Source organism: Tardiphaga sp. GW821-FHT12E02 (assembly GCF_058807155.1).
In genome coordinates this window covers 4478009-4504064 of record NZ_JBXAQK010000001.1, presented here as the reverse complement: position 1 = coordinate 4504064, position 26056 = coordinate 4478009, and the positions used below count along the sequence as shown (strand labels likewise).

The following is a 26056-nucleotide window of genomic DNA, read 5'->3' as shown; positions in this document are numbered from 1 at the left end:
GCGCGCCGCAGGCGCGAACCCGGGATCTCATCGTGTTCTAGCTATTACCAGATTCCGGGTTCGCGCGAAGGGCGCGCCCCGGAATGACAGCCAGCTTACGCCGGCAACCTTGTCTCGATGATCCGCGCGAACATGCTGGCACCAATCGGGAGAATCTTGTCGTCGAGATAGAAGCCGGGATTGTGCACCGGCACCGAGCCTTCATGGCCGACCCAGAAATAGGCGCCGGGCACCGCATGCAGCATGTCGGCGAAATCTTCCGAGCCCATTTTCGGCTTCGAGCGCGTGATCGTGTTCGCATCGCCGACAATCATGCGGGCCACATCTTCCACGGCCTTGCTGTGCTCTTCCTGATTGACCAGCACGCTGAAGCCGTCGCGGATATCCACGGTGATCTCCACATCGAACGCCGTGGCGATGCCCTTGGCGAGGGCGTGCATGCGATCGCGGATCTGCTGGCGCACGGTCTCGGAGAAGCAGCGCACAGTGCCGCACAGCTTGGCGTCGTCGGGGATGACGTTATAGGCCGAGCCCGAATGGATCTGGGTGATCGACAGCACTGCCGACTGGAACGGATCGACATTGCGGCTGACGATGGACTGCATCGCCTGACCGAGCGTCATCGCGATCACCACCGGATCCTTCGAGCGCTCCGGCATCGCGCCATGCGCGCCATAGCCCTTGATGTGGATGTCGAAGAAATCCGCGGCTGCCATGGCGGGGCCGGGGAAGATGCCGACTTCGCCGTGATTCATGTCCGGCGCATTGTGCAGGCCGTAGATCTCGTCGCAGGGAAACTGCTTGAACAGCCCGTCCTTGATCATCGCGCGCGCGCCGCCAAGGCCTTCCTCGGCGGGCTGGAAGATGAAATGCACGGTGCCATCGAAGTTGCGGGTTTCGGCGAGATAGCGCGCGGTGCCGAGCAGCATGGTGGTGTGGCCGTCATGACCGCAGCCGTGGAAGCGGCCGGGAATGGTCGAGCGCCAGGCGAGATTGGTGTTCTCCTCCATCGGCAGCGCGTCCATGTCGGCTCGCAGACCAATGCGCCTGGTGCCGTTGCCCTTGCCCTTCAGCGTGCCGACCACACCGGTGCCGCCGAGGCCGCGATGCACTTCCACGCCCCACGAGGCGAGCTTGTCGGCGACGATGCCGGAGGTGCGGACTTCCTCGAAGCCGATTTCCGGATGCGCGTGCAGATCGCGGCGGATGGCGGTGAGTTCGTCGGCGAAGGCGTCAATGCGTTCGAGTGTGGGCATGGTGATGATCCGTTGATTGTCGCGAGAAGATGTTAGCCATGCGCCAGGGGCAGGCGTGTCTCGATGATCCGGGCGAACATGCTGGCGCCGATCGGAAGCGCCTTGTCGTCGAAATAATAGCCGGGATTGTGCAGCGGCACCGAGCCTTCCTGGCCGAGCCAGAAATAGGCGCCGGGCACGGCATGCAGCATGTCGGCGAAATCCTCGGAGCCCATGATGGGGCGGATGCCAGTCTGCACATTGGCGTCGCCGACGATGGTGCGGGCGACGTCCTCGACAGCCTTGCTGTGCTCTTCCTGATTGACCAGCACGCTGAAGCCGTCGCGGATCTCGACCGTGATCTCGCAATCGAAGGCGGTGGCCATACCTGCGGCCAGCGTCTTCATCCGCTCGCGGATCAGCATGCGCATGTCGTTGTCGAAGGTGCGGGTAGTGCCGCACAGCCGCGCCTCGTTGGGGATCACGTTATAGGCCGAGCCGGAATGAAGCTGGGTGATCGACAGCACCGCGGATTTAAGCGGATCGGCATTGCGGCTGACAATGCTCTGGATCGCCTGGCCGAGCGCCATGGCGACGATGACCGGATCCTTGGAGCGGTTGGGCTGGGCGCCATGGGCGCCGTAGCCGCGGATGACGATGTCGAAGAAATCTGCCGCGGCGAGGTTGGGGCCGGGGAAGATGCCGATCTCGCCGTGATTCATGTCGGGGGCGTTGTGCAGCCCGTAGATCTCGTCGCAGGGAAACTGCGTGAACAGCCCGTCCTTGATCATCGCTCGCGCGCCGCCGAGACCTTCCTCGGCAGGCTGGAAGATGAAGTGCACGGTGCCGTCGAAGTTGCGGGTCTCGGCGAGATAGCGCGCTGTGCCGAGCAGGATCGTGGTGTGGCCGTCATGGCCGCAGCCATGGAAGCGGTTCGGAATGGTCGAGCGCCAGGCGAGGTTGGTGTTCTCCTCCATCGGCAGCGCGTCCATGTCGGCGCGGATGCCGATGCGCCTGGGTCCGTTGCCCTTGCCCTTCAGCGTGCCGACCACGCCGGTGGTGCCGAGGCCGCGATGGACCTCGATGCCCCAGCTCGCCAGCTTGTCGGCTACGATGCCGGAGGTGCGGACTTCCTCGAAGCCGACTTCCGGATGGGCGTGCAGGTCGCGACGGATGGCGGTGAGGTCGTCGGCAAAACCTTGAATGCGATCGAGGACGGGCACGGGCGTATCCGTTACGGAACGAGGGCAGGGGAAGACGTTTCGGGCGTGAACGGCGCGCCGTTCGGCTTCAGCTTGATGCCGGGACGCAGATGCTTCCAGGGCAGCACCGACGTATCAGCGGGCATCGCGCCCGGTGCTGCGCAGATCATCAGCTGACCGGCGATGGGCTCGAAGTCGGCGCGGAAATGCACCGAGCTCTTGTTGACGAGGATATTCTGCTCGGTCGGCTCGATGCCGACATAGCGGTACATCGCCTGGTCGGCGAGCTGCGCCTTGTGCGAGGAGATCACCACGCGCACATCGTCGATGCGCAGGCAGGCCGAGGGGCCCATATCCATGTCGCGACCGCCGTAATACGGGCCGGGCGCGACGAACTTGCCGTCGGAGAGCTTTTCGATGACGAACGTGTTTTCGTAAGGCGCGTCGCCGGGAATGCCGGACTTGCCGCCGATGGAGAGCTTGACCGTTGCGCCTTCGCCGGCTTCATGCGCGGCCTTGCAGGCGGCGGGATCATAGATCACGCCATGGGCGGCCTTGATCGCCTTGTTCCTCACCAGCGCGCGCAGCATGCCGGTGGTGTCGCTGTCGCCGCCGGCGCCGGGATTGTCCTGCGTATCGGCAATCACCACAGGCTTGGTCAGCGTCTTCGCCAGCTCCATCGCATGCAGCACGCCTTGGTCGGGCTGCCAGATCTTGCCGTCGAAATCATTCTCGTGGCCGAGCACCAGATTGACCACGGTGTCGGCCGCTGCATCCGCGTCCGCTTGCGTCACGCCATAGGCGAATACGCTCGGGCAGCAATCCTTGAAATCCGCGGCCGGAAAGCCCGGACAGAACGACAGCGTCGGCACCTGGTCATGTTCGATCGCCGCGAGCATCTGATAGATGCGCTTGGTGGGCTCGTCATTGGTGCATTGCCAGGAGATCGGGATCAGGAACGGCAACTGTCGGAACGCTTTGGCAAAGCGATTGCCGCCCAGCAGCAATTCCATATGGCGCGCCGAGGCGCGGCCGGTATCGGCCATGTCCACATGCGGATAGGTGCGATAGGCGATCAGCGCGTCGGTGTATTCAACGGTCTCTGCCGAGATATTGCCGTGCAGGTCGAGGCTCACCACGAAGGGGATGTCCGGCCCGATCACCGCGCGCACGCGGCGCGTGATCTCGCGCTCGCCATCGTCGAAATGTTCGGTCACCATCGCGCCGTGCAGATCGAGATAGACGGCATCGAGCGGCATCGCTTTCTTGATGCCCTCGATCATCTCGCCGACGATGCGCTCGAACGCGTCTTCGGTGACATGCGCCGACGGGCTGGCGCCGCAGGCGATGGTCGGGACCAACTCCCAGCCGCGCGCTTCCGCTTCCTCGACAAAGCCGGCAAGGCCGACATTGATGCCGCGCATCACTTTCAGCACATCGGCGCCGTGGGTCATCGACGGCCAGCCGCCGCCATGGACGAAGGCCTCATAGGTGGCCTTGGTAGGGGCGAATGTGTTGGTTTCGTGCAGGAAGCCGCCGACGGCGATACGGGTCATGAAGGCACTCGGTTCGCAGGATGATTTTCATTCCGGGCTGTGCCGAAGGCTAGGATCCGAAATGACACAGGAGTATTGGACAAGGTGCTTGAGCGATGGCGATAGTCCTCGGCCTGCATGGTTCGAGACGCCCGCTTTGCGGGCTCCTCACCATGAGGGACTTCTACAGCGCCATACTCCGCCCTCATCCTGAGGAGCGGCCGTTTGGCCGCGTCTCGAAGGATGGCCACGGGATGCTCTTCGCGTTGCATATGCGATAGCCCTGCGGACTGGCGGGATGAGACTAAACGGCCGACGCCACCACAGCGGGATCGACCGGACGGAAGTTGGCGAAATCCCATCCTCGTCCGGGCGCCGCGTCAAGCAGTTGCTTGGTATAGGCCTGCTGCGGATTTGCGAGGACTTCCGCTGCCGGGCCCTGTTCCACCACTTTGCCGTGCTGCATCACAGCAACGTCGTCGCAGATCTGCGCGGCGACGCGGAGATCGTGGGTGATGAACAGGATGGCGATGCCGAGCCGGGTCTGGATGTCGTCGAGCAGCTTCAGCACCTGCGCCTGCACCGACACGTCGAGCGCCGACACCGCTTCGTCCGCCACGAGAACTTCCGGATCGAGGGCGAGCGCGCGCGCAATGGCGATGCGCTGGCGCTGGCCGCCGGAAAACTGGTGCGGATAGCGATTGACGGCATCCGCAGGCAGGTCGACGAGTTCGAGCAACTCGCGCGCCCGCGCCATGGCCACCGAACGCTTGGTACCGAAATTGATCGGGCCTTCGCAGATGGACTCGCCGACGGTGATACGCGGATTGAGCGAGCGATACGGATCCTGGAACACGATCTGGATCTTCTTGCGATGCGGCTGCAGCGCATGGCGCGACAGGTCCGAAATCTCGCGGCCGGCCAGGCGAATGCCGCCCGAGGTCGGATCGATCAGGCGGACGATGCAGCGCGCCACGGTGGACTTGCCGGAGCCGCTCTCGCCGACGATGCCAAGCGTGCGGCCCTTGCGCAGCGTCAGCGTGACGTCCTGGGCGGCGTGGACTTCACGCGGCTTTCCGATGAAGGAGCGCTCGCGATAGACCTTGCCCAGTTCATTGGCTTCCAGCACCACCGGGTTGAAACCCTGCTCGACACGCGGCGGACGCGGCACCAGGCTCGGCACCGCCGAGAGCAGGTTGCGCGTATAGTCCATGGTCGGCGCGCTCAGGATCTGCTTCAGGGGTCCGGTCTCGACGAGACGGCCCTGACGCATCACCGCGACGCGGTCGGCGATATCGGCGACCACGCCCATGTCATGGGTGATGAACAGCACGGCGGTGCCGTGGTCCTTCTGCAGGTCGCGCATCAGCTTGAGGATCTGCGCCTGGGTGGTGACGTCGAGCGCGGTGGTCGGCTCGTCGGCGATCAGCAGTTTCGGCTCGAGCACCAGCGCCATGGCGATCATGATGCGCTGGCGCTGGCCGCCGGAGAGGCGGTGCGGATAGGAGGCAAAGATGCGCTTCACGTCGGGCAGGCGCACCTGCTCCATCATGTCGAGAATTTTTGCGCGACGTGCGGAGCCACCGAGATTGGTGTGGGTGCGCAGCACTTCGTCGATCTGCTTGCCCACGGTGACGACTGGATTGAGCGCCGTCATCGGTTCCTGGAAGATCATCGCCATGGTGGTGGCGCGGAGTTCGCGCAGGCGGCGATCGCTCGCCTTCAGCACGTCCTCGCCGACCAGCTTGATGCTGCCACCGGTGGCCTTCAGCGAATCCTTCGGCAGCAGGCCCATGGTGGCGAGCGAGGTCACCGATTTGCCGGAGCCGCTTTCGCCGACCACGCACAGCGTCTCGCCCTGGCGCACCTGCAGCGACACGCCGTCGAGGATCTTCTTGCCGGTGCCGTGCTTGCCGACGGAGACGACGAGGTTCTCGATATCGAGCGCGATGGGACGGTCGTTCACGGTCGTATTCTCGTTCAGGGAATTGCTCATCACGTCGTTCATTTGCCAGCCTCCCGCTGTTGCATGCGGGGATCAAGCGCGTCGCGCGCGGCGTCGCCGATCAGGTTGACCGACAGGATGGCGACGGACAGCAGCAGTCCGGGCCAGAAGATCAGCGACGGCTTGACCTGGAAGAAGGCGCGGCCCTCGGCCATGATATTGCCCCAGGTCGGCGTTTCCGGCGAGATGCCGGCGCCGAGGAACGACAGGATGGCTTCGGTGAGGATCGCCGACGCGGCGATGAACGTGCCTTGCACGATCAGCGGCGCCACGGTGTTGGGCACCAGATGCTTCCACATGATCTTCGGCATGCTGGTGCCGAGCGAGATCGCCGCTTCCACATAGGGCTCTTCACGCGCCGACAGCACCACCGAGCGGACCAGACGCGCGACGCGCGGAATTTCCGGGATGGTGATGGCGATCAGCACCGTGGTCAGCGTGGCGCCGGAGAGCGACACCACCGCGATGGCCAGCAGCACGCCGGGCATCGCCATCAGGCCGTCCATGACGCGCATCAGGATGGCGTCCATCCATTTGAAGAAGCCGGAGAACAGGCCGATGCACAGGCCGATGACGATGCTGGTGACAGCCGCGCCGAGGCCGATCAGCAGCGAGATGCGGCCGCCATAGAGAATGCGCGCCAGCACGTCGCGGCCATAGGCATCGGTGCCGAGCAGATATTCCGCGCTCGCCGGCTTCAGGCGCATTGCGGGCGCCAGAAGCTGCGGATCATGCGAGGTCAGCCACGGCGCAAAAATCGCCGACAGGATCACCAGCGTCAGGCAGACCGTCGCAATCGCGATGATCGGCGTTGCCGTGAGAAAGCCGAGCGACGGACCGCGGCGTGAGGGAAGGGCGGGATTGGGGAGAGTCTCGATCGCCATCGTTTGCGATTTCCTAGTAACGAATGCGGGGATCGAGCAATGCGTAGGCAAGGTCGATCAGCAAATTGACACAGACATAGACGCCTGAGGTGAGCAGGATCATGGCCTGAATCACTGGGAAGTCGCGCGCCAGCACGGCATCGACGGTGAGCCGTCCGATGCCGGGCAGGTTGAACACGCTTTCGGTGACGACGACGCCGGAGATCAGCAGCGCGAAACCGGTGCCGATCACGGTGATGACGGGGACGGCCGCGTTGCGCAGCGCATGGCGGAACAGCACCGAGCCTTCATTGATGCCCTTGGCGCGCGCCGTGCGCACAAAATCTTCGCCGAGCACGTTGAGCATCGCCGCGCGCGTCATGCGTGCAATCAGCGCCACATAGACAAAGGAGAGCGCCACGGTCGGCAGCACCATGCGTTCGAAGAACGGACCGAAGCCGCGCGAGATGCTGCGGAAGCCCTGCACCGGCACCCATCGCAATTCGATCGCAAAGATCTGCACCAGCACATAGCCGATCACGAAGACGGGGACGGAGAAGCCGACCACCGACAGCGCCATCACCAGGCGGTCGACCCAGGTGCCGTGCTTCCATGCAGCGATGACGCCGAGCGGGATCGCCACGCAGATCGACACCAGCATCACGCTCAGCGCGACGCTGAGCGACGGCTCGATGCGCTGATTGACCATCTGCAGCACGGGCACATTGGAAATCAGCGAGGTGCCGAAGTCGCCATGCAGCAGGCGCCAGACCCATGAGAAGAACTGCGTATAGAGCGGCTCGTTGAGCCCGAGCGAGGTGCGGATACGATCAAGCTGCTCCGGCGTCGCATTGTCACCCGCGATGATCGCGGCGGGATCGCCCGGGGTCAGCCGCAGCAGCAGGAAGACGAACAGGGCCACCACGCCCATAACGGGAATGGCCGCCAGAATTCGGCGAATGAGATATCCGAGCATAACGTTGTCCTATTGGTCGTGTTGATCGAACGTAACTGGACCTGATCGGTCAACCGGAAACGTCACGGGCGCACAGCAATTGATCCTGATCGTCAGAACAGTCGCGATGCGCATCAACCCGAAATTTTCTGAGTAAAAAGGTAGCAAGTCCCGTGCCACTTTTTTGGTCCGTCCATCACCATGGTAGGGCATCGCATATAGTCGCAAGAAGCATCGTGCGACCATCCTTCGAGACGCCGCTACGCGGCTCCTCAGGATGAGGGCAGAGTGTGGCTCTGTAGAAGACCCTCATGGTGAGGAGCCCGCGAAGCGGGCGTCTCGAACCATGCAGGCCCGGCACTATCTCCATCGCTCAAACCCCATATGCAAAAGCCCTGATCAGAGTCATGGACGGACCGGTCGTCATTGCATCAATCGAGCGTGGCCAGCAATCCCGCCATCAGGCGGCCGCGATCCACCAGGCTCTGCGCGATGATGTATTCGTTGAGCGTGTGCATGTCGGCGCCGTGCACGCCGAGGCCGTCGAGTGTCGGGATACCCATGGCGCCGGTAAAGTTGCCGTCGGAGCCGCCGCCCTTGCTGCCATGGGTGAGCTCGGGCAGGCCGAGGCGCGCATTGATGGCCTTGGCTTTCTCGAACAATTCCAGCGTTGCCGCAGACGGTTCCCAGACCGGGCGGGTGACGCCGCGAGTGACCTTGAATTGAACGTCATTCTCGGTGCCTGAGAGCGCGAGCATGCGCTCGACGCCCTTGTCGAGGTCCTCCTGGCGCTTCGCCATGCTGAGGGCTTCGCCGGTGCAGGAGGAGGCGACGCAATTGACCCATTGTCCGCCATGCACGATGCCGACGCTGAAGGTGCAATCGGGGCCGGTCATCTCGTCGATCTGCACGATTCGCTTGGCCATTTCGCGGATCGCGGAGCGGCCATTCGACAGCGTGGCGCCGGAATGGCTGGGGCGGCCGATGGCTTCGAGATTGAAGCGGGCAATGGCGTAGCGGCCGGAGGTGGTGCCGTTATTGGCGCTGCCGGGTTCGGGCACCAGCACATATTTGTTGCGTGCGGCTTCGGCTTCGATGATGTCGCGGGTGGAGGGGGTGCCGACTTCTTCATCCGGCGTGAACAGAACGGTGATCGGCAGCGGCGTCGTGTAGGAGATGCGCATCAGCTGGCGGATCGCCTCGACCGACAGATAATTGCCGCCCTTCATGTCGCAGATCGCGGGGCCGTAGCAGAGCTCGCCATCGCGGCGCCATTTCAGTTTCTCGATGGTGCCGACCGGATGCACGGTATCCATGTGACCCGCGATCAGGATGCCCGGCTCGCCGAACTTCGGATGTGGAAAACGCGCGCGGATACAACCGCCGAATCCCTGACGCCCCGCGATGCGTTCGATGGTCGCACCCATGATCTGCATGTCGCGCGCAGCGAGGTCGAGCATGCTGTTGACAGCATTCGCATCCCAGGTGGGGCTTTCACATTCGACCCAGACGCGCAGGCCTTTCAGCATGTCCTCGAGATCGAAGGGGAGTTCGGCGGGATTCATCAAGTCATTCCTCTTGGATGAGAATTTCTGTCACAGATTGACGGGTGCAACTTGCACCTGCGCATTGCGAGAACTCGTGCCTGACTTAGCAGCAGCGCAATTGCCTTTGCAAATTGACGCTGTGCAAAGCGATGCATTTTCCAGCATGCTGAAAACACGATTGACCCGCATCGCGCTTGATGCAAGGCTTTGATGCCTAAATTATAAAGGCAACACGCGAAGGGGCCTAAAATTCTATCGCGTTGCACAATCGATCATCGATCGATGATGAGATTCCAGTCAGGAGAGACTTGAGTGTTTGATATGTCACGTTGGCTGCGTTCCGCGGCCATCACGAAATTTGCGCTGCCGGGTCTGGCAGTTGCAGTTGCCCTCTCGCTGCCGGTGCTGTCGTCGCCCGCGCATGCGGCCGGCAAGACCATCACCGCCGTAATGCATTCCGACCTGCGCGTGCTCGATCCCGGCATCACCACCGGCTATATCGTCCGTGACCACGGCTACATGGTGTTCGACACGCTGCTCGGCATGAACTCGAAATACGAGATCAAGCCGCAGATGGCCGACTGGAAAGTCTCCGACGACAAGCTTGTCTATACATTTACCCTGCGCGACGGCCTCATGTGGCATGACGGCAAGCCGGTGACCGCGGAAGACTGCGCCGCCTCGCTGAAGCGCTGGGGCCGGAATGACGGCATGGGCCAGAAGCTCATGGACTTCACCAAGAGCATCGAGGCGCCCGACGCCAAGACCATCGTGCTGACCCTGAAGGAACCCTACGGCCTCGTGCTGGATTCGATCGCCAAGCCGTCGTCGCTGGTGCCGTTCATGATGCCGAAGCGTCTGGCTGAAACCCCGGCCGGCAAGGCGATTGGCGAGCAGATCGGTTCGGGTCCGTTCAAATTCGTGCAGGCTGAATTCCAGCCCGGCGTGAAGGCCGTCTACGAGAAGTTCAAGGAGTACAAGCCGCGTTCCGAGCCGACCGACTGGCAGGCCGGCGGCAAGGTGGTGAAGGTCGATCGCGTCGAGTGGATCACCATGCCCGATGCACAGACCGCGGTGAATGCGCTGCAGTCGGGTGACATCGACTTCATGGAAAATGGTCCCTACGACCTGCTGCCGGTGCTGGCGAAGGATCCGGAGCTTCAGATCGAAGTGCTGAACCCGCTGGGCTTCCAGACCTTCGGCCGCATGAACTTCCTCAACCCGCCCTTCGACAATCCGAAGATTCGCCGTGCCGCGTTCCTGGCCATGAGCCAGAAGCCGGTGCTGGATGCGCTGGTTGGCGATCCCAAATATTACAAGGTCTGCGGCGCCGTGTTCGGTTGCGACACGCCGAATGCCACGGATATCGGCTCGGAAAGCCTAGTGAAGGGCAACGGTCTCGAGGAAGCCAAGAAGCTGCTTGCCGAAGCCGGTTATGACGGCACGCCGGTGACCATCATGGCACCGACCGACGTGACCACGCTCAAAGCTCAGCCGATCGTTGCCGCGCAGCTGCTCCGCAATGCCGGCTTCAAGGTCGAGGTGCAGGCGACCGACTGGCAGACGGTGCTGAGCCGTCGTCCGAGCCAGAAGCCCGTCAAGGAGGGCGGCTGGAACATGTTCTTCTCGAACTGGGTCGGCGCCGACATCCTCAACCCCATCAGCAATGTCGCGACCTCGGGCCGCGGCAAGAGCAATGGCGGCTGGTTCGGCTGGAGCGAAGATGCCGAGCTGGAAGTGCTGCGCGACAAATATGCGCGTGCGACCACGCCGGAGGAGCAGAAGAAGCTCGCTGCCGACGTGCAGAAGGAGATCTACGACAAGGTGATCTACATCCCGCTCGGCGAATACAAGGTGCCGAGCATCTGGCGGAAGTCACTGACCGGCGTCACCCAGGGCGCTGCGATCCCGATGTTCTGGAACATCGACAAGAAGGACTGAGCCGGCACCGCTGCGGCGGTCCGTGTGAAGTGACAGAGCGCCGGCTTGAGCAATCAGGCCGGCGTTTTTGTTTTTAAGCGCATACCCACCATCCCTCATGGTAAGGAGGCGCGGCTTGTCCGCCGTAGCTCGAAGAGCGAAGGCGGAAGCGCCGTCTCGAACCATGAGCTGTGCTGGCTCCGAGCGTGCCGCCATCCTTCGAGACGCGCGCAAGAGCGCGCTCCTCAGGATGAGGGGAAGAGTTTGATGCGGCGACGAATTTGCAGCCGCGTTGTCCGCCTCGGCCCCACGCACCCACCCTCATGGTGAGGAGGCGCGCAGCGCCGTCTCGAACCATGAGCTGGTCTGGCTCCGAGCTTGCAGCCATCCTTCGAGACGCGCGCAAGAGCGCGCTCCTCAGGATGAGGGAAAGAGTTTGGCGCGGGGAAATGCCTGTGGCTGCTTTGTGAATATCAGCCCCATACGCTTCCCCTCATGGTGAGGAGGCGCACAGCGCCGTCTCGAACCATGAGCTGGCCTGACTCCGAGCGTGCCGCCATCCTTCGCGACGCGCGCGGGAGCGCGCTCTTCAGATGAGGGACATAGTGAACGCGAAGCTGCCCTGCGACTGCTTGTCGTCGTTCGCTCCGTGCATGTCATCGTGCGCCGCGACGTTCATACACGCCGTCGAAATCCCGATTGACGTGCTTCCTGCTTGATGCAAGTCTTTGAAGTCTAAACGATAAAGACACACTGCGAAGCGCTCAAAAATAGATCGCGTTGCATAAGCAATCATCGGCCTGTGATCAGAATCCAGTCAGGAGAGATCGAATGTCTATCATGTCACGTTGGCGGCACTCTGCAGCCTTTACGAAAATGACGCTGCCGAGCATCGCGCTTGCGATGGCACTCGCATCACCGATGATGTCCTCGCCCGCCGATGCGGCCGGCAAGACCATCACTGCCGTGATGCATTCGGATCTGCGCGTGCTCGATCCCGGCATCACCACCGCCTATATCGTGCGCGATCATGGCTACATGGTCTACGACACGCTGCTGGCGATCGATTCGAAATTCCAGATCCAGCCGCAGATGGCGAGCTTCAAGGTGTCGGACGACAAGCTCGTCTACACCTTCACGCTGCGCGATGGCCTGAAGTGGCACGACGGTCCGCCGGTGACGGCCGAAGACTGCGTCGCCTCGCTGAAACGCTGGGGCCGCAATGACGGCATGGGCCAGAAGCTCATGGATTTCACCAAGAGCATCGAGGCGCCCGATGCCAAGACCATCGTGCTGACGCTGAAAGAGCCCTACGGCCTCGTGCTCGACTCCATTGCAAAACCGTCGTCGCTGACGCCGTTCATGATGCCGAAGCGTCTCGCCGAAACCCCGGCGGGCAAGTCGATCGCCGAGCAGATCGGTTCGGGCCCGTTCAAATTCGTACAGTCCGAATTCCAGCCGGGCGTGAAGGCCGTCTACGAGAAGAACAAGGATTACGTGCCGCGTTCGGAGCCTGCCGATTGGGCCTCGGGTGGCAAGGTGGTGAAGGTCGATCGTGTCGAATGGATCACCATGCCCGATGCGCAGACCGCGGTGAACGCGCTGCAGTCCGGCGACATCGATTTCATGGAGAACGGTCCCTACGACCTGCTGCCGATCCTCGCCAAGGACAAGGAGCTCAAGATCGAGATCCTCAACAAGCTCGGCTACCAGACCCTCGGCCGCATGAATTTCCTGCTGCCGCCGTTTGACAATGTGAAGGTTCGCCGCGCGGCCTTCCTCGCGATGAACCAGAAGCCGGTGCTCGACGCGCTGGTCGGCGATGCGAAATACATGAAGATCTGCGGCGCGATGTTCGGCTGCGATACGCCGAACGCCGCCGATGTCGGTGCCGAGACCCTGGTCAAGGGCAGCGGCATGGCGGCCGCCAAGAAGGCGCTCGCGGAATCCGGTTATGACGGCACGCCCGTCGTGATCATGGCGCCGACCGACGTGTCGTCGCTGAAGGCGCAGCCGATCGTGGCGGCGCAGCTCTTGCGCGATGCCGGCTTCAAGGTCGAAGTGCAGGCCACCGACTGGCAGACCGTCGTGACGCGTCGTGCGAGCCAGAAGCCGGTGAAGGAAGGCGGCTGGAACATGTTCTTCACCAACTGGGTCGGTGCGGACATTCTCAATCCGGTCTCCAACGTCTCGGTGTCGGGCCGCGGCAAGAATGGCGGCTGGTTCGGCTGGTTCGAGGACGCGAAGATCGAAGAGCTGCGCGACAAATATGCCCGCGCCACGACGCCGGAAGAGCAGAAGAAGATCGCTGCCGAAGTCCAGGCCCGTGCGCTCGAGGAAGTCGCCTATCTGCCGCTCGGCGAATATCAGATCCCGAGCGTGTGGCGGACCTCGCTGACCGGCGTGTTGCCGGGTGCCGCGACCCCGGTGTTCTGGAACATCGACAAGAAGGACTGATCGGTCGCGCGCCTTATTTCTGACGCACCGAACCAAGCGACGCGCCGGCCTGAACTCTCAGGCCGGCGTTTTTTTCTTGCGGCAAACCGGGGGCGGTAGCGGCAAACCAGCGGCATCACGGTGGCATTCTTGCGAAAAAAGGTATTTTAGTAATGTTGATGGCGGCTGGTCCCGACTGTTTCGATGCCGTCTTGCGGCATTCTTGAGGCAGCGGACGGAACCCGCTCGCCGTTAAGGCCTTGTTAGAGGATGCGCACATTGCGCAAAACGGGGTTGTCATTTGCGTGTCATGCGCATAAACCGCCGCCGCGCTGGGGCCGGATGGGCAAATTGCGCAAAATAATCAGAGGAAATGAAAATGCAGGTTCCAATTAAGCGCGCGATTGAAAAAGTCCCCGGCGGCATGATGACCGTCCCGCTTTTGCTCGGCGCTTTGGTCGCGACGTTCTTCCCCAACACCCCGAAATTCTTCGGCTCCTTCACCGGCGCGCTGTTCTCTGGCGGCGCCCTGACGATCCTCGCAGTCTTCTATGTCTGCATGGGCGCCAGCATCTCCTTCAAGGCGACCCCCTACATCGTGAAAAAGGGCGGCACGCTGCTGGCCGTCAAGGTTGGCACGGCGATGATCCTCGGCCTGATCTTCGGCCGCTTCCTCGGCGAAGCCCCGATCACCGCGGGCATCTTCGCGGGCGTCTCGACGCTCGCGATCGTTGCGGCGATGAATGATACCAATGGCGGCCTCTACATGGCGCTGATGGGCCAGTATGGCCGTCCGCGCGACGTCGGTGCCTATACCATCATGACGCTCGAGAGTGGCCCGTTCCTGACCATGATCACGCTCGGCGTTGCCGGCCTGTCGTCGTTCCAGTGGCCCGCACTTGTCGGCGCGATCCTGCCGCTGGTGATCGGCATGATCATCGGCAATCTCGACAAGGAAATGCGCGAATTCCTCAGCAAGGCCGTGCCGGTGATGATCCCGTTCTTCGCCTTCGCGCTCGGCACCGGCCTCAATCTCTCGATGGTCTGGCAGGCTGGTCTGCTCGGTATCGCCATGGGTGTCGGCGTCGTCATCCTCACGGGCATTCCGATGTTCTTCGCGGACCGTCTGATCGGCGGCAATGGCGTCGCGGGTGTCGCTGCGGCTTCGACGGCTGGCAATGCGGCCGCCGTTCCGGCGATCGTCGCTGCGGCCAATCCCGACTACGCAGCAGCAGCCGGCCCGGCCACGATCCTGATCGCAGCCTGCGTGGTCGTCACCGCTATCCTGACGCCGATCGCGACGGCATGGATCGCCGGCATCGTCGGCAAGGATGTCGAGCCCGAGGGTGAAGACACCAAAGCTGCTGCCCCGGCAGCAACCGCTCCGGCAACCGGACGCTAAGCATGACTGATCGCTGGCTGATCCTCGCGGACGATCTCACCGGTGCTGCGGACTGTGCCATCGCCTTCGGACGAAGAGGGCAGGCAGCCGCAGTGACATGGGGCGAAGTATCCGATGCATCGGATCACCAGCTTCCGGTCATGGCCTATGATGCAGCGAGCCGCGGCATGCCTGCCGCGGACGCAGCTGCGCGGCATGCGGATATCCTGGCTCGTTTGTGTGAGCCCGGCCGCACGCTGTTCAAGAAGATCGACTCGACGCTGCGGGGCCAACCCGCAGCTGAGACGAAGGCCGCGCTCGATTATCTCAAGGCGAATGTCGGCGCCGGCTTGGGCGTCTTCGCGCCGGCCTTTCCGGCCACCGGCCGCACCACCATCGACGGGCGTATCCTCGTGAAGGGTGCTCCGCTGGAAGACGCCGAAGTCTGGCAGCGCGACCACACTTATCCCAATGCCGATCTCGTCGATGTCCTGGCCACCGCCGGCATCCGCGGCGAGAAAGTGACGCTCGCCACCATTCGCGGCGGCGATCTCAAATCCGTTTTTGCGAAACTCGCAGCTGAAGGCGATGTTGTCGCATGCTGTGATGCCGAGACCGACAACGATCTGCATCTGATTGCCGAAGCGAGCTTGCATGCCTCGAAGGCGACATTCTTCATCGGCAGCGCCGGTCTCGCACATGCGCTGGCTGGCCTCGATGACGATGCCGCAGGCGAAGCACTCAAGATTCCGACGAGCAAGCAGGGGACACTGATCGTTGTTGGTTCAGTTGCCGGCGCCTCGCGCTCTGCTGCGCGCAAGCTCGATGCTACCGGCACCGTCAAGCATTTCCCCGTGTCGCCCGAGACGCTGCTCGATGCCAACGCAACCGAGCGCGCGACACTCGCCGCAGCCGTCTCGACGCATCTCGCCTCCGGCGGCGACGCGCTGGTCGAGATCATGATGGAAGGCGAGCTCAACATGGCACTCGGCCCCAAGCTCGCCGAAGGCCTCGCTGTCACGCTCGAAAGCGTGGCACCTGCGATCGGCGCCTTCGCGGCCACTGGTGGCGAGACCGCTGCTGCGCTGCTGTCCCGCTTCGGCGTCAACGGCATCCGCCTTGCCGACGAAATCGAGCCGGGCGTGTCGCTCGGCCTCACGCTTGGCCAACTCTCTGTGCCGATCGCCACCAAGGCTGGAGCCTTCGGTGACGATATGAGCCTTATCCGTATCAGCGAACGTCTTCGCGCCGTCCGAACCAAAGGAAGCTTCTCATGAGCCGTACCACCATTGCGATCACCATGGGCGATCCGGCCGGTATCGGCCCCGAAGTAATCATGAAGGCGCTGGCCAAGCCGGAAGCGCAGGCGCTGTGCAACATGCTGGTGATCGGCGATGCCGGCCGCCTGCGCAAGGCCGGCGAAGTGACCGGCGTGTCGCTCGGCGTGGATTCGCTGGCCGATGCCAAGGATGCGGATTTCGCCTCGAAGAACATCCAGTGCGTCGATCTGAAGAATGTGCCGGCCGATCTGCCATTCGGCAAGAATTCGCCGATCGGCGGCGAGGCGGCCTATCGCTATATCGAGAAGGCCGTGGAGATCGTGCAGTCCGGTATCGCCCAGGGCATCTGCACCGCGCCGCTCTCCAAGGAAGCTCTGCATTCGGCCGGCCATAAATATCCCGGCCACACCGAACTGCTTGCGCATCTCACCGGCACGCCGGAAGTGTCGATGATGCTGGTGTCGCCCAAGCTGCGCGTCATTCACGTCACCACCCATATCGGCCTGATCGATGCCATCAAGAAGATCGAGCCGGGCCTGGTCGAGCGCGTCATCACCCGCGGCCATGAAGTGCTGGTGAAGGCCGGCATCAAGAACCCGAAGATCGGCGTCTGCGCCATCAATCCGCATGCCGGCGAAAACGGCCTGTTCGGTTATGGCGAGGAAGCCGAGAAGATCACGCCGGCCGTCGAGAAGTGCCAGGCCAAGGGCTGGGACGTGCACGGCCCGCTGCCGGCCGACACGCTGTTCTTCCTGGCCGGCCGCGGCGACTACGACATGGTGGTCGCCATGTATCACGATCAGGGCCATGGCCCGATCAAGGTGCTGGGCCTCGAATCAGGCGTGAACATCACGGTCGGCCTGCCGGTGATCCGCACCTCGGTCGATCATGGCACCGCCTTCGACATCGCCGGCAAGGGCATTGCCGACGAGCGCAGCCTGATCGAGGCGCTGCGTCAGGCGGTCGATCTCGCGCCGAAGGCCGCCTAATGCTGTCATTCCGGGACGCGCGCTCTTGCGCGCGAACCCGGAATCCCGTTGTGCTTGAGCCATAACAAGGTTCCGGGGTCGCCGTCGCGAAGGTGCGCCGACGCTCCGGAACGAAGAGTGTGACGAAGGGCCGGGATTCGATGTCGATGCGCAGCAAGGAACGGCGGGCGCGCCTGTTGGACGCGCTGAATGCCGGCGAGATCGATGTGGACGATCTCGCGCGCCGTTTCGACGTCTCCGCTTCGACGGTTCGTCGCGACCTGCAGTTCCTCTCGAAAAACAACCACGTGCGCCGCACCTATGGCGGCGCCATCCTCACCGGCCACGTTGCCGAGGCGACGCTCGACCAGCGTATCGCTGTGCAGGGCAAGGCCAAGCAGGCGATCGCCCTGGCGGCAGCCGATCTGATCAAGGATGGCGAAACGCTGATCCTCGACGCCGGTTCCACCGTGGCCGCCTTCGGCCGGCTGCTGCTGCAGCGCAAGCTCCGCATCATCACCAACAATCTCGCGCTTCTGCCTTTTCTTGCGAAGGCGCCGGGGATCGAGCTCATCGTGCTTGGCGGCACCATCCGCGCGACGAGCATGAGCACCATGGGACCTTTGGCGGCCGAAGCGCTGCGTCGCATGACGGCGGATCGTGCGATCATGAGCGCGGACGGCGTCGTCGATGGCCGCGGTCTGTGCGAAGCCGATCTTGAACAGGTGGCGTTGAAGTCCCTGATGATGCAGCAGGCCAAGGACGTGATCATCCTGGCCGATGCCGGCAAGCTCGGCCGCGCCGAACAGGACGCCTGGGCGCCACTGCCACCGCACTGGACGCTGGTGACCGACGGTGATGCACCGAACAATCAGCGTGTGATGTTTGCTGCGAGTGGGGCACGCGTCGTGGTGGCGAGGTGAGGCCGTCGGGTGGATGAGCGAAGCGTCATCCGCCTTTCTCCGCCACATGCAGTCGGCCGGCGGATTACGCCTTCGGCTCATCCGCCCTACGGCTTCTGCGGTGACGTCGCCGATACGATCAGCAGAACATCCGCCTTGGTCTTGCCGATGCTGCGCACCCAATGCGGGGTCTCGCCTGCGAAATACAGACAATCGCCTTTTGCGAGGATGATCTCCTCGTCCTCGAATTTGATCGCCATCTTGCCCGAGATGACGAACAGGAATTCTTCGCCGGCATGTGAGGCGCGGGGCGCCGATTTTAGCGGCGGGCGGATGACGAACGGCTCCATCATCTTGCGCGTGCGGCTGGCGGCGAGGGCGATCAGGTCGAAGCCGTCTTCCTGGATCGGTGCATTCTGCTCGTTCTGGCGAAACAGCGTGTAGCGCGGTGCCGGTGTCGGATTGGGATCGAACAGATAGGTGACGTTGACGTCGAGCGCTGCTGCAAGACGCAGCAGGGCGTTCACCGAAGGCGTCTTCAGCCCGCGCTCGACCAGCGAGATATAGCCGCGCGTGAGTTCGCTCTGGCTTGCCAGTTGATCGAGGGTCAGGCCCTTGGTCGTGCGCAACTGCTTCAGATTGAAGCCGACCGCATTCTTACTGACGTCAAGCAACCTCGATCTCCCCTTGAGCGGCTGTCCTTGTAGAAAAGACCCGCCAACAAAGAAAGCGCCGCCGCGCGTGCTGGTGACGACACGGCTATCGCGGTGTCGAGGTGTTTCCAATGGAAAACATAGCTGCAGATATTTCCGGCAAGGGCAAGGATAATTTAGGCAGAAAAGGCTGGAATCCGGCAAATCTTGCGTCTGGTTCAGGCAAAATCAGTGCCCTGCCGCATTCATTGGCATCTGCCGATTTTCGTGCCGTTGATTTCCCACAGTAAACATGTTGGCTTTGTGACGGGGATCGGTGAGCACGAGGGATGACGGAAGATTGTAGCCCGTCAAGCGGGACGTTTCCCCACCACTGCTGAGAGGGTTGACGATTGGCCGTCGCATTCGCGTGCGCGGCCACCAACGCAAGAGTTCACGAGACGACCGGACTGCGCCGCGAGATGTCGCGACGCGGAACGAGAAACTGCGCGCCTGAAACTGAACATGTCTTTTGAAGGAGTGAACATGACCGTCGCTGAGGAATTCAACACGGCTACTGCCACGAGCAGCGCTGACGACGCAGCCCTGCGGAAAATCGTCTGGTCGAGCGTCATCGGTACCGCCGTCGAATGGTATGACTTCCTGATCTACGGCGCGGCTACCGCGCTCGTGTTCAACAAGATCTTCTTTGCCACCGGTGATGCGGCTTCCGCGGTCATCGCCGCCTTCGGCACCTATGCCGTCGGCTTCCTCGCGCGTCCGCTCGGTGCCGCGATCTTCGGACATTACGGCGACCGCGTCGGCCGCAAAGCGATGCTGGCCATCACGATCATGGTGATGGGCATCGGTACCTTCGCCATCGGCCTGCTGCCGACCTATGCGCAAATCGGCATTGCGGCGCCGATCCTGCTGATCGTGCTGCGCTTCATGCAGGGCATCGGCCTCGGCGGCGAGTGGGGCGGTGCGGTGCTGATGGTGGTGGAGAACTGCCCGACGCACAAACGCGGTTTCCTCGGCAGCATGGTGCAGGTCGGTAATCCCGTCGGCAATCTCGCGGCCATCGGCATGTTCGCGCTGGTGTCGCAACTGCCGGAAGAACAGTTCATGAGCTATGGCTGGCGCATTCCGTTCCTGATCTCGATCCTGCTGGTCGGCGTCGGCCTGTGGATCCGCATGAGCATGGAGGAGACTCCCGCCTTCCGTGCGCTCAAGGCCAAGAACGAAGTCGCGAAGATGCCGATCGTCGACATCTTCAAATATCACCGCAGGCCGTTCTTTACTGCCGTGGGCCTGAAGATCGCCGAGATTTCCTATGCCTCGATCGCCGGCGTCTTCATCATGTCCTATGCGACCACCAAGCTCGGCCTGTCGCGCAGCCTGGTGCTCAACGGTGCCTTTATCGCGTCCTTCGTCGCGCTGTTCTCGATCCCGTTCTTCGGCTGGCTGTCGGACAAGGTCGGTCGCAAGACCATGTTCTATGCGAGCTGCCTGTTCTGCGCAGGCTTCGCATTCCCGATGTTCTGGCTGCTCGACACCCGCGATCCGACCATCGTGATCCTCACCATCGTGGTGGCGATCTCGTTCGGCCAGATGGTGATGTTCGGCATCGGCGCGCCGTGGTATTCGGAACTGTTCACGGCAAAGCTGCGCTACAGCGGTGCGTCGCTCGGCTTCCAGGTCGGCGCGGCCATCAGCGGTGGCTTCTCGCCGCTGATCGCGGCCGCGCTGATGACCTGGGCCGGCGCCACTTGGCCGGTGTCACTGTTCCTGATCTTCTGCGCCTGCGTCACCGGCATCGCCACCTGGTTCGCGCCGGAAATGGCGAACAAGGAACTGACCTGATCGCGTCACATGCGGAGCGGCACGCAATGCCGCTCCGCATTCCCACCACTTGTCGTGCTGTATGAGCGCGAAAGGAACATAGGCTATGCTCGATATCGTGAAATCGAAATCCGATACCGCCGCCCCGACCTGGACCGGTGTCGTCCGTCATCTCCACATCACCGCGCGTGCCTTCCTGCCGATGCGCGAGATGCAGGAACTGACGCTGATTGCCGGCAAGGGCATCGAAGGCGATCGCTACATGATCGGCCGCGAGGAAGGCTTCTACTCGCCGAAGCCCGAGGAGGGCCGTCAGGTCACTTTGTTCGAATATGAGACGCTCATCGCGCTGAAGCGTGATCATGATATCGACCTTGGCGTTGAAGAACATCGCCGCAATGTCACCACTGTCGGCGTCCCGCTCACCCATCTGGTCGGCAAGCAGTTCTGGCTCGGCGAGACACTGCTGGAGGCGACACGGCTGTCGATCCCGTGCCGGCATATCGAGGAGATCACGGGCAAGTCGATCTTCGATCCGCTGATCAATCGCTCGGGCCTCAATTGCAAGATCCTGCAGGGCGGCACCGTACGGGTCGGCGATAGCGTGCGGAGCGCATAATGGCAGCGGTGCGCGTCATCACCGTCAAGACGGTGGTGGACCGGATCGAGGACGGCGGCGAGGGGATCAAGCTGTTCACGTTGATTGATCCCGAGCGCTGGGAGCTGCCGCCGTTCAAGCCGGGCGCACATATCGACCTGTATCTGGCCAACGGGCTGATCCGCACCTACTCGTTGTGCAACGATCCCGCGGACAAGACGCGTTACATGCTTGCGGTGAAGCGCGAGGCCGGTGGGCGCGGTGGCTCGATCCATCTGCATGACGAGGTCAGACAGAGCGATGTGATCGGCGTGTCGCTGCCTCGGGGCGGAATGCCGCTGCCCGCGCATCTGTCGCGGTTTGCATTCGTGGCCGGGGGCATCGGGGTTACGCCGTTTCTGTCGGCGGCCGCGCTGCTCAAGCGCACAGGGCGCAATGGCTTTACGCTGCACATGATCACGCGCGGCCCGCCGCCGCTTGCCGATCTGCTCGCACCGATGATCGAGAGCGGCCATGTGGTGATCCACGACACGGCGGTGGTCGGGCGGCCGGATCTTGCGGCTTTGATCGGCCCCGCGGCGATAGATGCGGGGATCGGCTGCTGCGGCCCGGAATCCATGATCGGTGATTTCGAACAGGCGGCGTGCGCGTGGTCGGCGGAGCAGGTCCATGTGGAGCGTTTCGTCGCACCACCGCTGCCGGCGGATCCGCAGGCGCGACCGTATACGCTGGTGCTGGCGCGATCGGGGCGTGACATCGCCGTCGGGGCCGGCGAAAGCATGCTGCAGGCGCTGACGGCGCTGGGTATCGACGTGCCGACGTCATGTTGCGGCGGCATCTGCGGCGCCTGCAAGGTGGGCTGGCTGGAGGGCGAGCCGGTGCATCGCGATCGCGCGTTATCTCCAGCAGAACGCTCGCGCAGCCTGCTGGTCTGCGTCGCAGGCTCGGCCAGCGAACGGCTGGTGCTGGATCTCTAGGGCCGCTTGCGGCACCTCATTCACATATGTGAACCGGTCGCTGATTTCGCGTTGCAGCGATCGCGTCAATGCATCAATGGGTACGCCTTAGCGTAAAAGTACGCCACTGTGCCTTGCTTCGCAGCGCATCACCACGCAATCTCCCCGCAAAGATAAAATCAAACAGGGAGAAAACAAACATGAAGCGTCGTACGTTTTTGGCTGGCGTGGGTGCCACGGGTCTGGGGCTCCTCGCATCGCCGGCCATCGTCCGCGCAGCGAGTGATACCCCGCTGAAATTCGGCGTGCTCACCGATATGACCGGCCTGTTCGCCGACAATGGCGGCGCAGGCTCGGTGGCGGCAGCGCAGCTCGCCATTGACGAATGCGGCGGCAAGGCGCTTGGCAAGCCGATCCAGCTGATCTCTGCGGACCATCTCAACAAGCCCGACGTCGGCGGCAATATCGCGCGCCAGTGGTATGATCAGGAAGGCGTCGATGTCATCCTCGACGTGCCGGTGTCGTCGGTGTGTATCGCGGTGCAGACCTTCGCCAAGGATCGCAACAAGATGTTCATCACATCCGCCGGCGGCTCGGCGGATCTGAGCGGCAAATTCTGTTCGCCGAATTTCATCCAGTGGACCTACACCACCTATGCGCTGGCCAATGTCGCAGGGAAGGCGATGCTGCAGCGAGGCGGCGACACCTTCTTCTTCATCGTGGCTGATTATGCCTTCGGCCAGGCGCTGGAACGCGACGTCACCGAAGTGGCGGTCAAGGGCGGCGGCAAGGCGCTCGGCCGTGCGCCGCATCCGATCAACACCGCAGATTTCTCCTCGCAGATTTTGACCGCGAAATCGTCGGGCGCGAAGGTCATCGCCGTGGCCAATGCCGGCAGTGATACGCAGAATGTCATCAAGCAGGCGGAGGAGTTCGGCCTGATGGGCGGCGATCAGAAGATGATCGCGCTGCTGCTCGACGTGAACGACATCCGCAGCGTCGGTCTGAAGAGCGCGCAGGGGTTGCTGGTGACGTCCGGCTTCTACTGGAACATGGATGACCGCACGCGCGAATTCTCCAAGCGCTATGCGGCCAAGATGGGCAAGCCGCCGAGCATGATGCAGGCCGGCGTCTATTCATCGACGCTGAACTACATCAAGTCGGTGGAAGCGGCGAATACCAAGGACCCAGCCGCTGTCGTGAAGGATCTGCAGGGTCGCACCTTCGACGATGCCTTCCTGCGCAACGGCAAGCTGCGTCCGGACAATCTGATGGTGCACGATATGTATCTCGGCGAGGTGAAGAAGCCCGGCGAGGTTCAGGACCCCTATGACGTGCTCAAGATTCTCGCCACCGTGAAGGCCGAAGAAGCGTTTCCGCCGCTCTCGGCCAGCGCATGCCCGATGGTGACTGCCAAAAAGTAAGCTGACGACCGCAGGATGGGCCGGGCGCCGCTCGGCCTATCCTGCGGGCGATGGCCGTTTGCCGCGCCCGTAGCGCACTTTCGATGCGAGGGCTTCGCGTATCCGTATTTCGTCAGCACGCTGCGCCTCGGCAAAACCGAGGCGGTCTTCATCGACGATCTTGTCGAGGGGCGAGGCGGCTGGAGGCGGCTCCGGTGGCTTCGCCAGCGGATGCAATTGCGAGCCATATTCGGCGACGAAGCCTATACGCGGCTCGTCGAATACCTTGCCGGCCCATGGTGCCTGATTCTTCATAACAGCGATTTAGGCGGTGGCGGGCATTTCGTCTATCGTCGGGAATTCGCTGTCATACCTTGACCCTCTCCAGGTCCGACAACAAGGATTGCTGCCGACCCAGGCGAAACGGGCATCAGTTGCTCCCCGTCGCGGTCTGCCGGCACGTCTGTTGTTTTCTTGTCCGGGTGCTTGTTTCTCGCTCGTCGATCGATACCATATCTGGAAGCCGTTGAAGGCATGGAAAAATTCCGTGGCAGATCCGGCCAGCAAGAATGGCTCAACCATCGCTGGCCGGATCTTCACGGGAGGGGCGAGGTCGGGCGAGGTTCCAACTACACCGCTCGCAGCTCCCATGGCCGGCTACGGATTGATGCCGTTCGCGCGGGCGCAATCCCTGTAAACCTCGGTCCGCTGCGTCATGACCGTCACTGTGCCGAGCCCGCTGTCCGGATACCGCGCCTGGGCGCGGGCGATGCAGTCCTGACGGATCGCTTCGGTACTCGCTGACGCCTGACTATCACGCACCGCGCCGGACGACAGGCCGGAGCTCACATAAAGGAGGTTTCCCGGATTCGTCATGCAGCTCTGGCCGGTGTTCTGCGCTGTGGCCATGCACTGCCGGAAGGTGACATAGTCGCATTCGAGATCATTGTCGCCTGCTGTGCAATAAGGCAGATTCGCTCCGGCCAGAGACGCATTCGAGCCACCGATCGCGCCTGCAAGAATCGAAACAGCAAAGATTGCGCCGGCAGCCAGATGCGACCGCGCGGTGACGTCGAGGAATGCTTTACGCATGATATTCTCCTTTGCCCGGTTTGACCCGTTCAGGGTGCCAAGGAGATTGCGCGACAGCTATCAGGCTTATCCCGACTTCCAAGGGATGCGATTCCGCGACGATCCAAGGGTAATCCCGGAGCCAACGTGACCTACTTCCGAATACGCGGAGGCGGAGAACTCTCGGGACGTGCGGCCGCGGGAGACATCGCGAATGTGAGCCACACATTCCAACCCTGCGGTCGGTTCTGGTGCTCAAACTCGTAATACCCCTTCAAGTTCAGGTATCCCTGCGTCTCTCCCATCGGAATGATGTAGCCGATCTGCGGGCCAGCCCCCGCGATGCGGGACTTGAAGTCGCCAAGAATTGCCGCTGATCCAGTGTCGGCTGTTATCTGCTGATAGTAGTAGCCGACAGCGCCGACGAGGAGTTGCTTGGTCAGGAATTTCGACGCGCCCCAATCGACGTGCCAGTTAACGCCGTTGCGATAGTCGCTGTCCGTATTGCGAAAGTTGTATGTAAAGCCGGTGGCAATGGAGAATTCGTAGCCGGACTTGGGATCCAAATACGTGTAGCCGCCGCCCGCGTCGATTGCACCATGACCGATGCCGATATTGGCTATGCTGTTGACATCATAGGTGCCAACGGGAATGTCGCCGGTCACATATGTCATGAAATTGTTCACGCCGTGATTCCATTTGATCTGGAACATCGGATAGAGGTCGGCGACGCCGAATGTGGATTCGCTACGGCTTCCGGTGACAGTATTGCCGAGTGGCCCTGTGGCCGTGCCACTGATGGAGGCGCCCATATTGCCGAAAGCGCCAGTAAGTCCCAATGATGCCTGTCCGCCGAAGAGTGGCTGAGCGAAAACATAGGTGGAGTTCAAGAAAACAAGATCGGGCTTGGCGTTCAAACCAAGTTCGACGCGGCCGCCTCTCGGAATGGATGTGCCGCTGCCGGCTGACAGGGAGGAATGATAGTAGATCACGGCAGCCTGCCAGCCTGGCGTTGACGGCACAGCGGCCATGCTCCCGAGTTGTCCGCTCAGCCAGAACGGAACGCCGCCCTCATCCGCGACGGCGGGGAGAGCGGTAATACCGAGAAGCGCCGCGATCACGGCCGCACGTGGCCTCAATGTCTTGAAACTGCTGGTCACTTGGATTCTCCCCAGGACACATCGATTTTCACAATCGAACGATGCAATCGAAAAGCATCTGGCTTCCCAGGGATTTTGCTATCAGGGAAAACCCTGAATTCTTGCCGTAAGGCTCAGAACGTCATGCGCTGTTGCATCCGTGCGACACGGTCTCCCCGGATAAGC

The 26056-nt window shown here is 62.5% G+C and carries 22 protein-coding genes; 11 read left to right on the top strand and 11 right to left on the bottom strand.

What is annotated here, in order from left to right; genetic code table 11:
* Positions 1-95 precede the first annotated feature (95 nt).
* The 7 genes from AC1RQ5_RS21400 to AC1RQ5_RS21370 form a co-directional block, all read right to left on the bottom strand.
* Positions 96-1256, bottom strand: a complete 1161-nt coding sequence (locus tag AC1RQ5_RS21400; protein WP_398474640.1) for a M20 aminoacylase family protein — start codon at positions 1254-1256, stop codon at positions 96-98.
* A gap of 32 nt (positions 1257-1288) precedes the next feature.
* Positions 1289-2458 (bottom strand): M20 aminoacylase family protein, encoded by a 1170-nt coding sequence (locus AC1RQ5_RS21395; RefSeq protein ID WP_493201623.1) that lies wholly within the window; start codon positions 2456-2458, stop codon positions 1289-1291.
* Positions 2459-2469: 11 nt separating this feature from the next.
* Positions 2470-3993 carry a M81 family metallopeptidase gene (locus tag AC1RQ5_RS21390; protein ID WP_493201621.1) on the bottom strand — a complete coding sequence of 508 codons (1524 nt, stop codon included), beginning with the start codon at positions 3991-3993 and terminating at the stop codon, positions 2470-2472.
* A gap of 283 nt (positions 3994-4276) precedes the next feature.
* Positions 4277-5968, bottom strand: coding sequence for an ABC transporter ATP-binding protein (locus AC1RQ5_RS21385; protein WP_493203504.1), 1692 nt, complete (start codon positions 5966-5968; stop codon positions 4277-4279).
* An 8-nt stretch (positions 5969-5976) separates the two neighbouring features.
* Complete coding sequence (locus AC1RQ5_RS21380) at positions 5977-6861, bottom strand: ABC transporter permease (RefSeq protein WP_398474634.1); 885 nt, start codon at positions 6859-6861, stop codon at positions 5977-5979.
* A 13-nt stretch (positions 6862-6874) separates the two neighbouring features.
* Complete coding sequence (locus tag AC1RQ5_RS21375; RefSeq protein WP_398474632.1) at positions 6875-7816, bottom strand: ABC transporter permease; 942 nt, start codon at positions 7814-7816, stop codon at positions 6875-6877.
* Between the two features lie 410 nt (positions 7817-8226).
* A complete protein-coding gene (locus tag AC1RQ5_RS21370) occupies positions 8227-9360 on the bottom strand; it encodes a M20/M25/M40 family metallo-hydrolase (RefSeq protein ID WP_493201618.1) in 1134 nt (377 codons plus the stop codon).
* Positions 9361-9663: 303 nt separating this feature from the next.
* Here AC1RQ5_RS21370 and AC1RQ5_RS21365 point away from each other — a divergent pair, with 303 nt between their 5' ends.
* The 6 genes from AC1RQ5_RS21365 to AC1RQ5_RS21340 all read left to right on the top strand — a co-directional run bounded on the left by AC1RQ5_RS21365 (position 9664) and on the right by AC1RQ5_RS21340 (position 18250).
* A complete protein-coding gene (locus tag AC1RQ5_RS21365) occupies positions 9664-11283 on the top strand; it encodes an ABC transporter substrate-binding protein (RefSeq protein WP_398474769.1) in 1620 nt (539 codons plus the stop codon).
* Positions 11284-12093: 810 nt separating this feature from the next.
* Entirely contained in the window at positions 12094-13719 is a 1626-nt protein-coding gene (locus AC1RQ5_RS21360) for an ABC transporter substrate-binding protein (protein ID WP_398474626.1), read from the top strand.
* A 358-nt stretch (positions 13720-14077) separates the two neighbouring features.
* Positions 14078-15100 (top strand): 2-keto-3-deoxygluconate permease, encoded by a 1023-nt coding sequence (locus AC1RQ5_RS21355; protein ID WP_493201616.1) that lies wholly within the window; start codon positions 14078-14080, stop codon positions 15098-15100.
* Between the two features lie 2 nt (positions 15101-15102).
* Positions 15103-16356 (top strand): four-carbon acid sugar kinase family protein, encoded by a 1254-nt coding sequence (locus AC1RQ5_RS21350; RefSeq protein WP_493201614.1) that lies wholly within the window; start codon positions 15103-15105, stop codon positions 16354-16356.
* Positions 16353-17348, top strand: coding sequence for a 4-hydroxythreonine-4-phosphate dehydrogenase PdxA (gene pdxA / locus AC1RQ5_RS21345; protein ID WP_493201612.1), 996 nt, complete (start codon positions 16353-16355; stop codon positions 17346-17348). Before AC1RQ5_RS21350 ends, pdxA begins: the two co-directional genes overlap by 4 nt.
* Positions 17349-17494: 146 nt before the next feature.
* A complete protein-coding gene (locus AC1RQ5_RS21340; protein ID WP_493201610.1) occupies positions 17495-18250 on the top strand; it encodes a DeoR/GlpR family DNA-binding transcription regulator in 756 nt (251 codons plus the stop codon).
* Positions 18251-18336: 86 nt separating this feature from the next.
* Here AC1RQ5_RS21340 and AC1RQ5_RS21335 read toward each other — a convergent pair whose 3' ends face one another.
* A complete protein-coding gene (locus AC1RQ5_RS21335) occupies positions 18337-18903 on the bottom strand; it encodes a helix-turn-helix domain-containing protein (RefSeq protein ID WP_398474615.1) in 567 nt (188 codons plus the stop codon).
* A 110-nt stretch (positions 18904-19013) separates the two neighbouring features.
* Between AC1RQ5_RS21335 and AC1RQ5_RS21330 the strand changes: the two genes are divergently transcribed.
* The 5 genes from AC1RQ5_RS21330 (at position 19014) to AC1RQ5_RS21310 (ending at position 23681) form a co-directional block, all read left to right on the top strand.
* Complete coding sequence (locus AC1RQ5_RS21330; protein WP_493201608.1) at positions 19014-19172, top strand: hypothetical protein; 159 nt, start codon at positions 19014-19016, stop codon at positions 19170-19172.
* A 235-nt stretch (positions 19173-19407) separates the two neighbouring features.
* Positions 19408-20724: an MFS transporter gene (locus AC1RQ5_RS21325; RefSeq protein ID WP_398474611.1), complete on the top strand. Its 1317-nt coding sequence runs from the start codon at positions 19408-19410 to the stop codon at positions 20722-20724.
* A gap of 85 nt (positions 20725-20809) precedes the next feature.
* Positions 20810-21322, top strand: a complete 513-nt coding sequence (locus AC1RQ5_RS21320) for an MOSC domain-containing protein (protein WP_493201606.1) — start codon at positions 20810-20812, stop codon at positions 21320-21322.
* The gene (locus tag AC1RQ5_RS21315; RefSeq protein ID WP_493201604.1) at positions 21322-22278 is read left to right on the top strand and encodes a PDR/VanB family oxidoreductase; all 957 of its coding nucleotides are present in this window, start codon (positions 21322-21324) and stop codon (positions 22276-22278) included. The genes AC1RQ5_RS21320 and AC1RQ5_RS21315 overlap by 1 nt, the downstream gene beginning before the upstream one ends.
* Positions 22279-22457: 179 nt before the next feature.
* Positions 22458-23681, top strand: coding sequence for an ABC transporter substrate-binding protein (locus AC1RQ5_RS21310; protein ID WP_493201603.1), 1224 nt, complete (start codon positions 22458-22460; stop codon positions 23679-23681).
* A gap of 36 nt (positions 23682-23717) precedes the next feature.
* On the opposite strand, the gene AC1RQ5_RS21305 is transcribed toward AC1RQ5_RS21310, so the two are convergent.
* The 3 genes from AC1RQ5_RS21305 to AC1RQ5_RS21295 form a co-directional block, all read right to left on the bottom strand.
* Complete coding sequence (locus AC1RQ5_RS21305) at positions 23718-23975, bottom strand: hypothetical protein (RefSeq protein WP_493201601.1); 258 nt, start codon at positions 23973-23975, stop codon at positions 23718-23720.
* A gap of 342 nt (positions 23976-24317) precedes the next feature.
* Entirely contained in the window at positions 24318-24752 is a 435-nt protein-coding gene (locus AC1RQ5_RS21300) for a DUF3551 domain-containing protein (RefSeq protein WP_493201599.1), read from the bottom strand.
* A gap of 131 nt (positions 24753-24883) precedes the next feature.
* Positions 24884-25891, bottom strand: coding sequence for a SphA family protein (locus tag AC1RQ5_RS21295; protein WP_493201597.1), 1008 nt, complete (start codon positions 25889-25891; stop codon positions 24884-24886).
* Positions 25892-26056 lie beyond the last annotated feature (165 nt).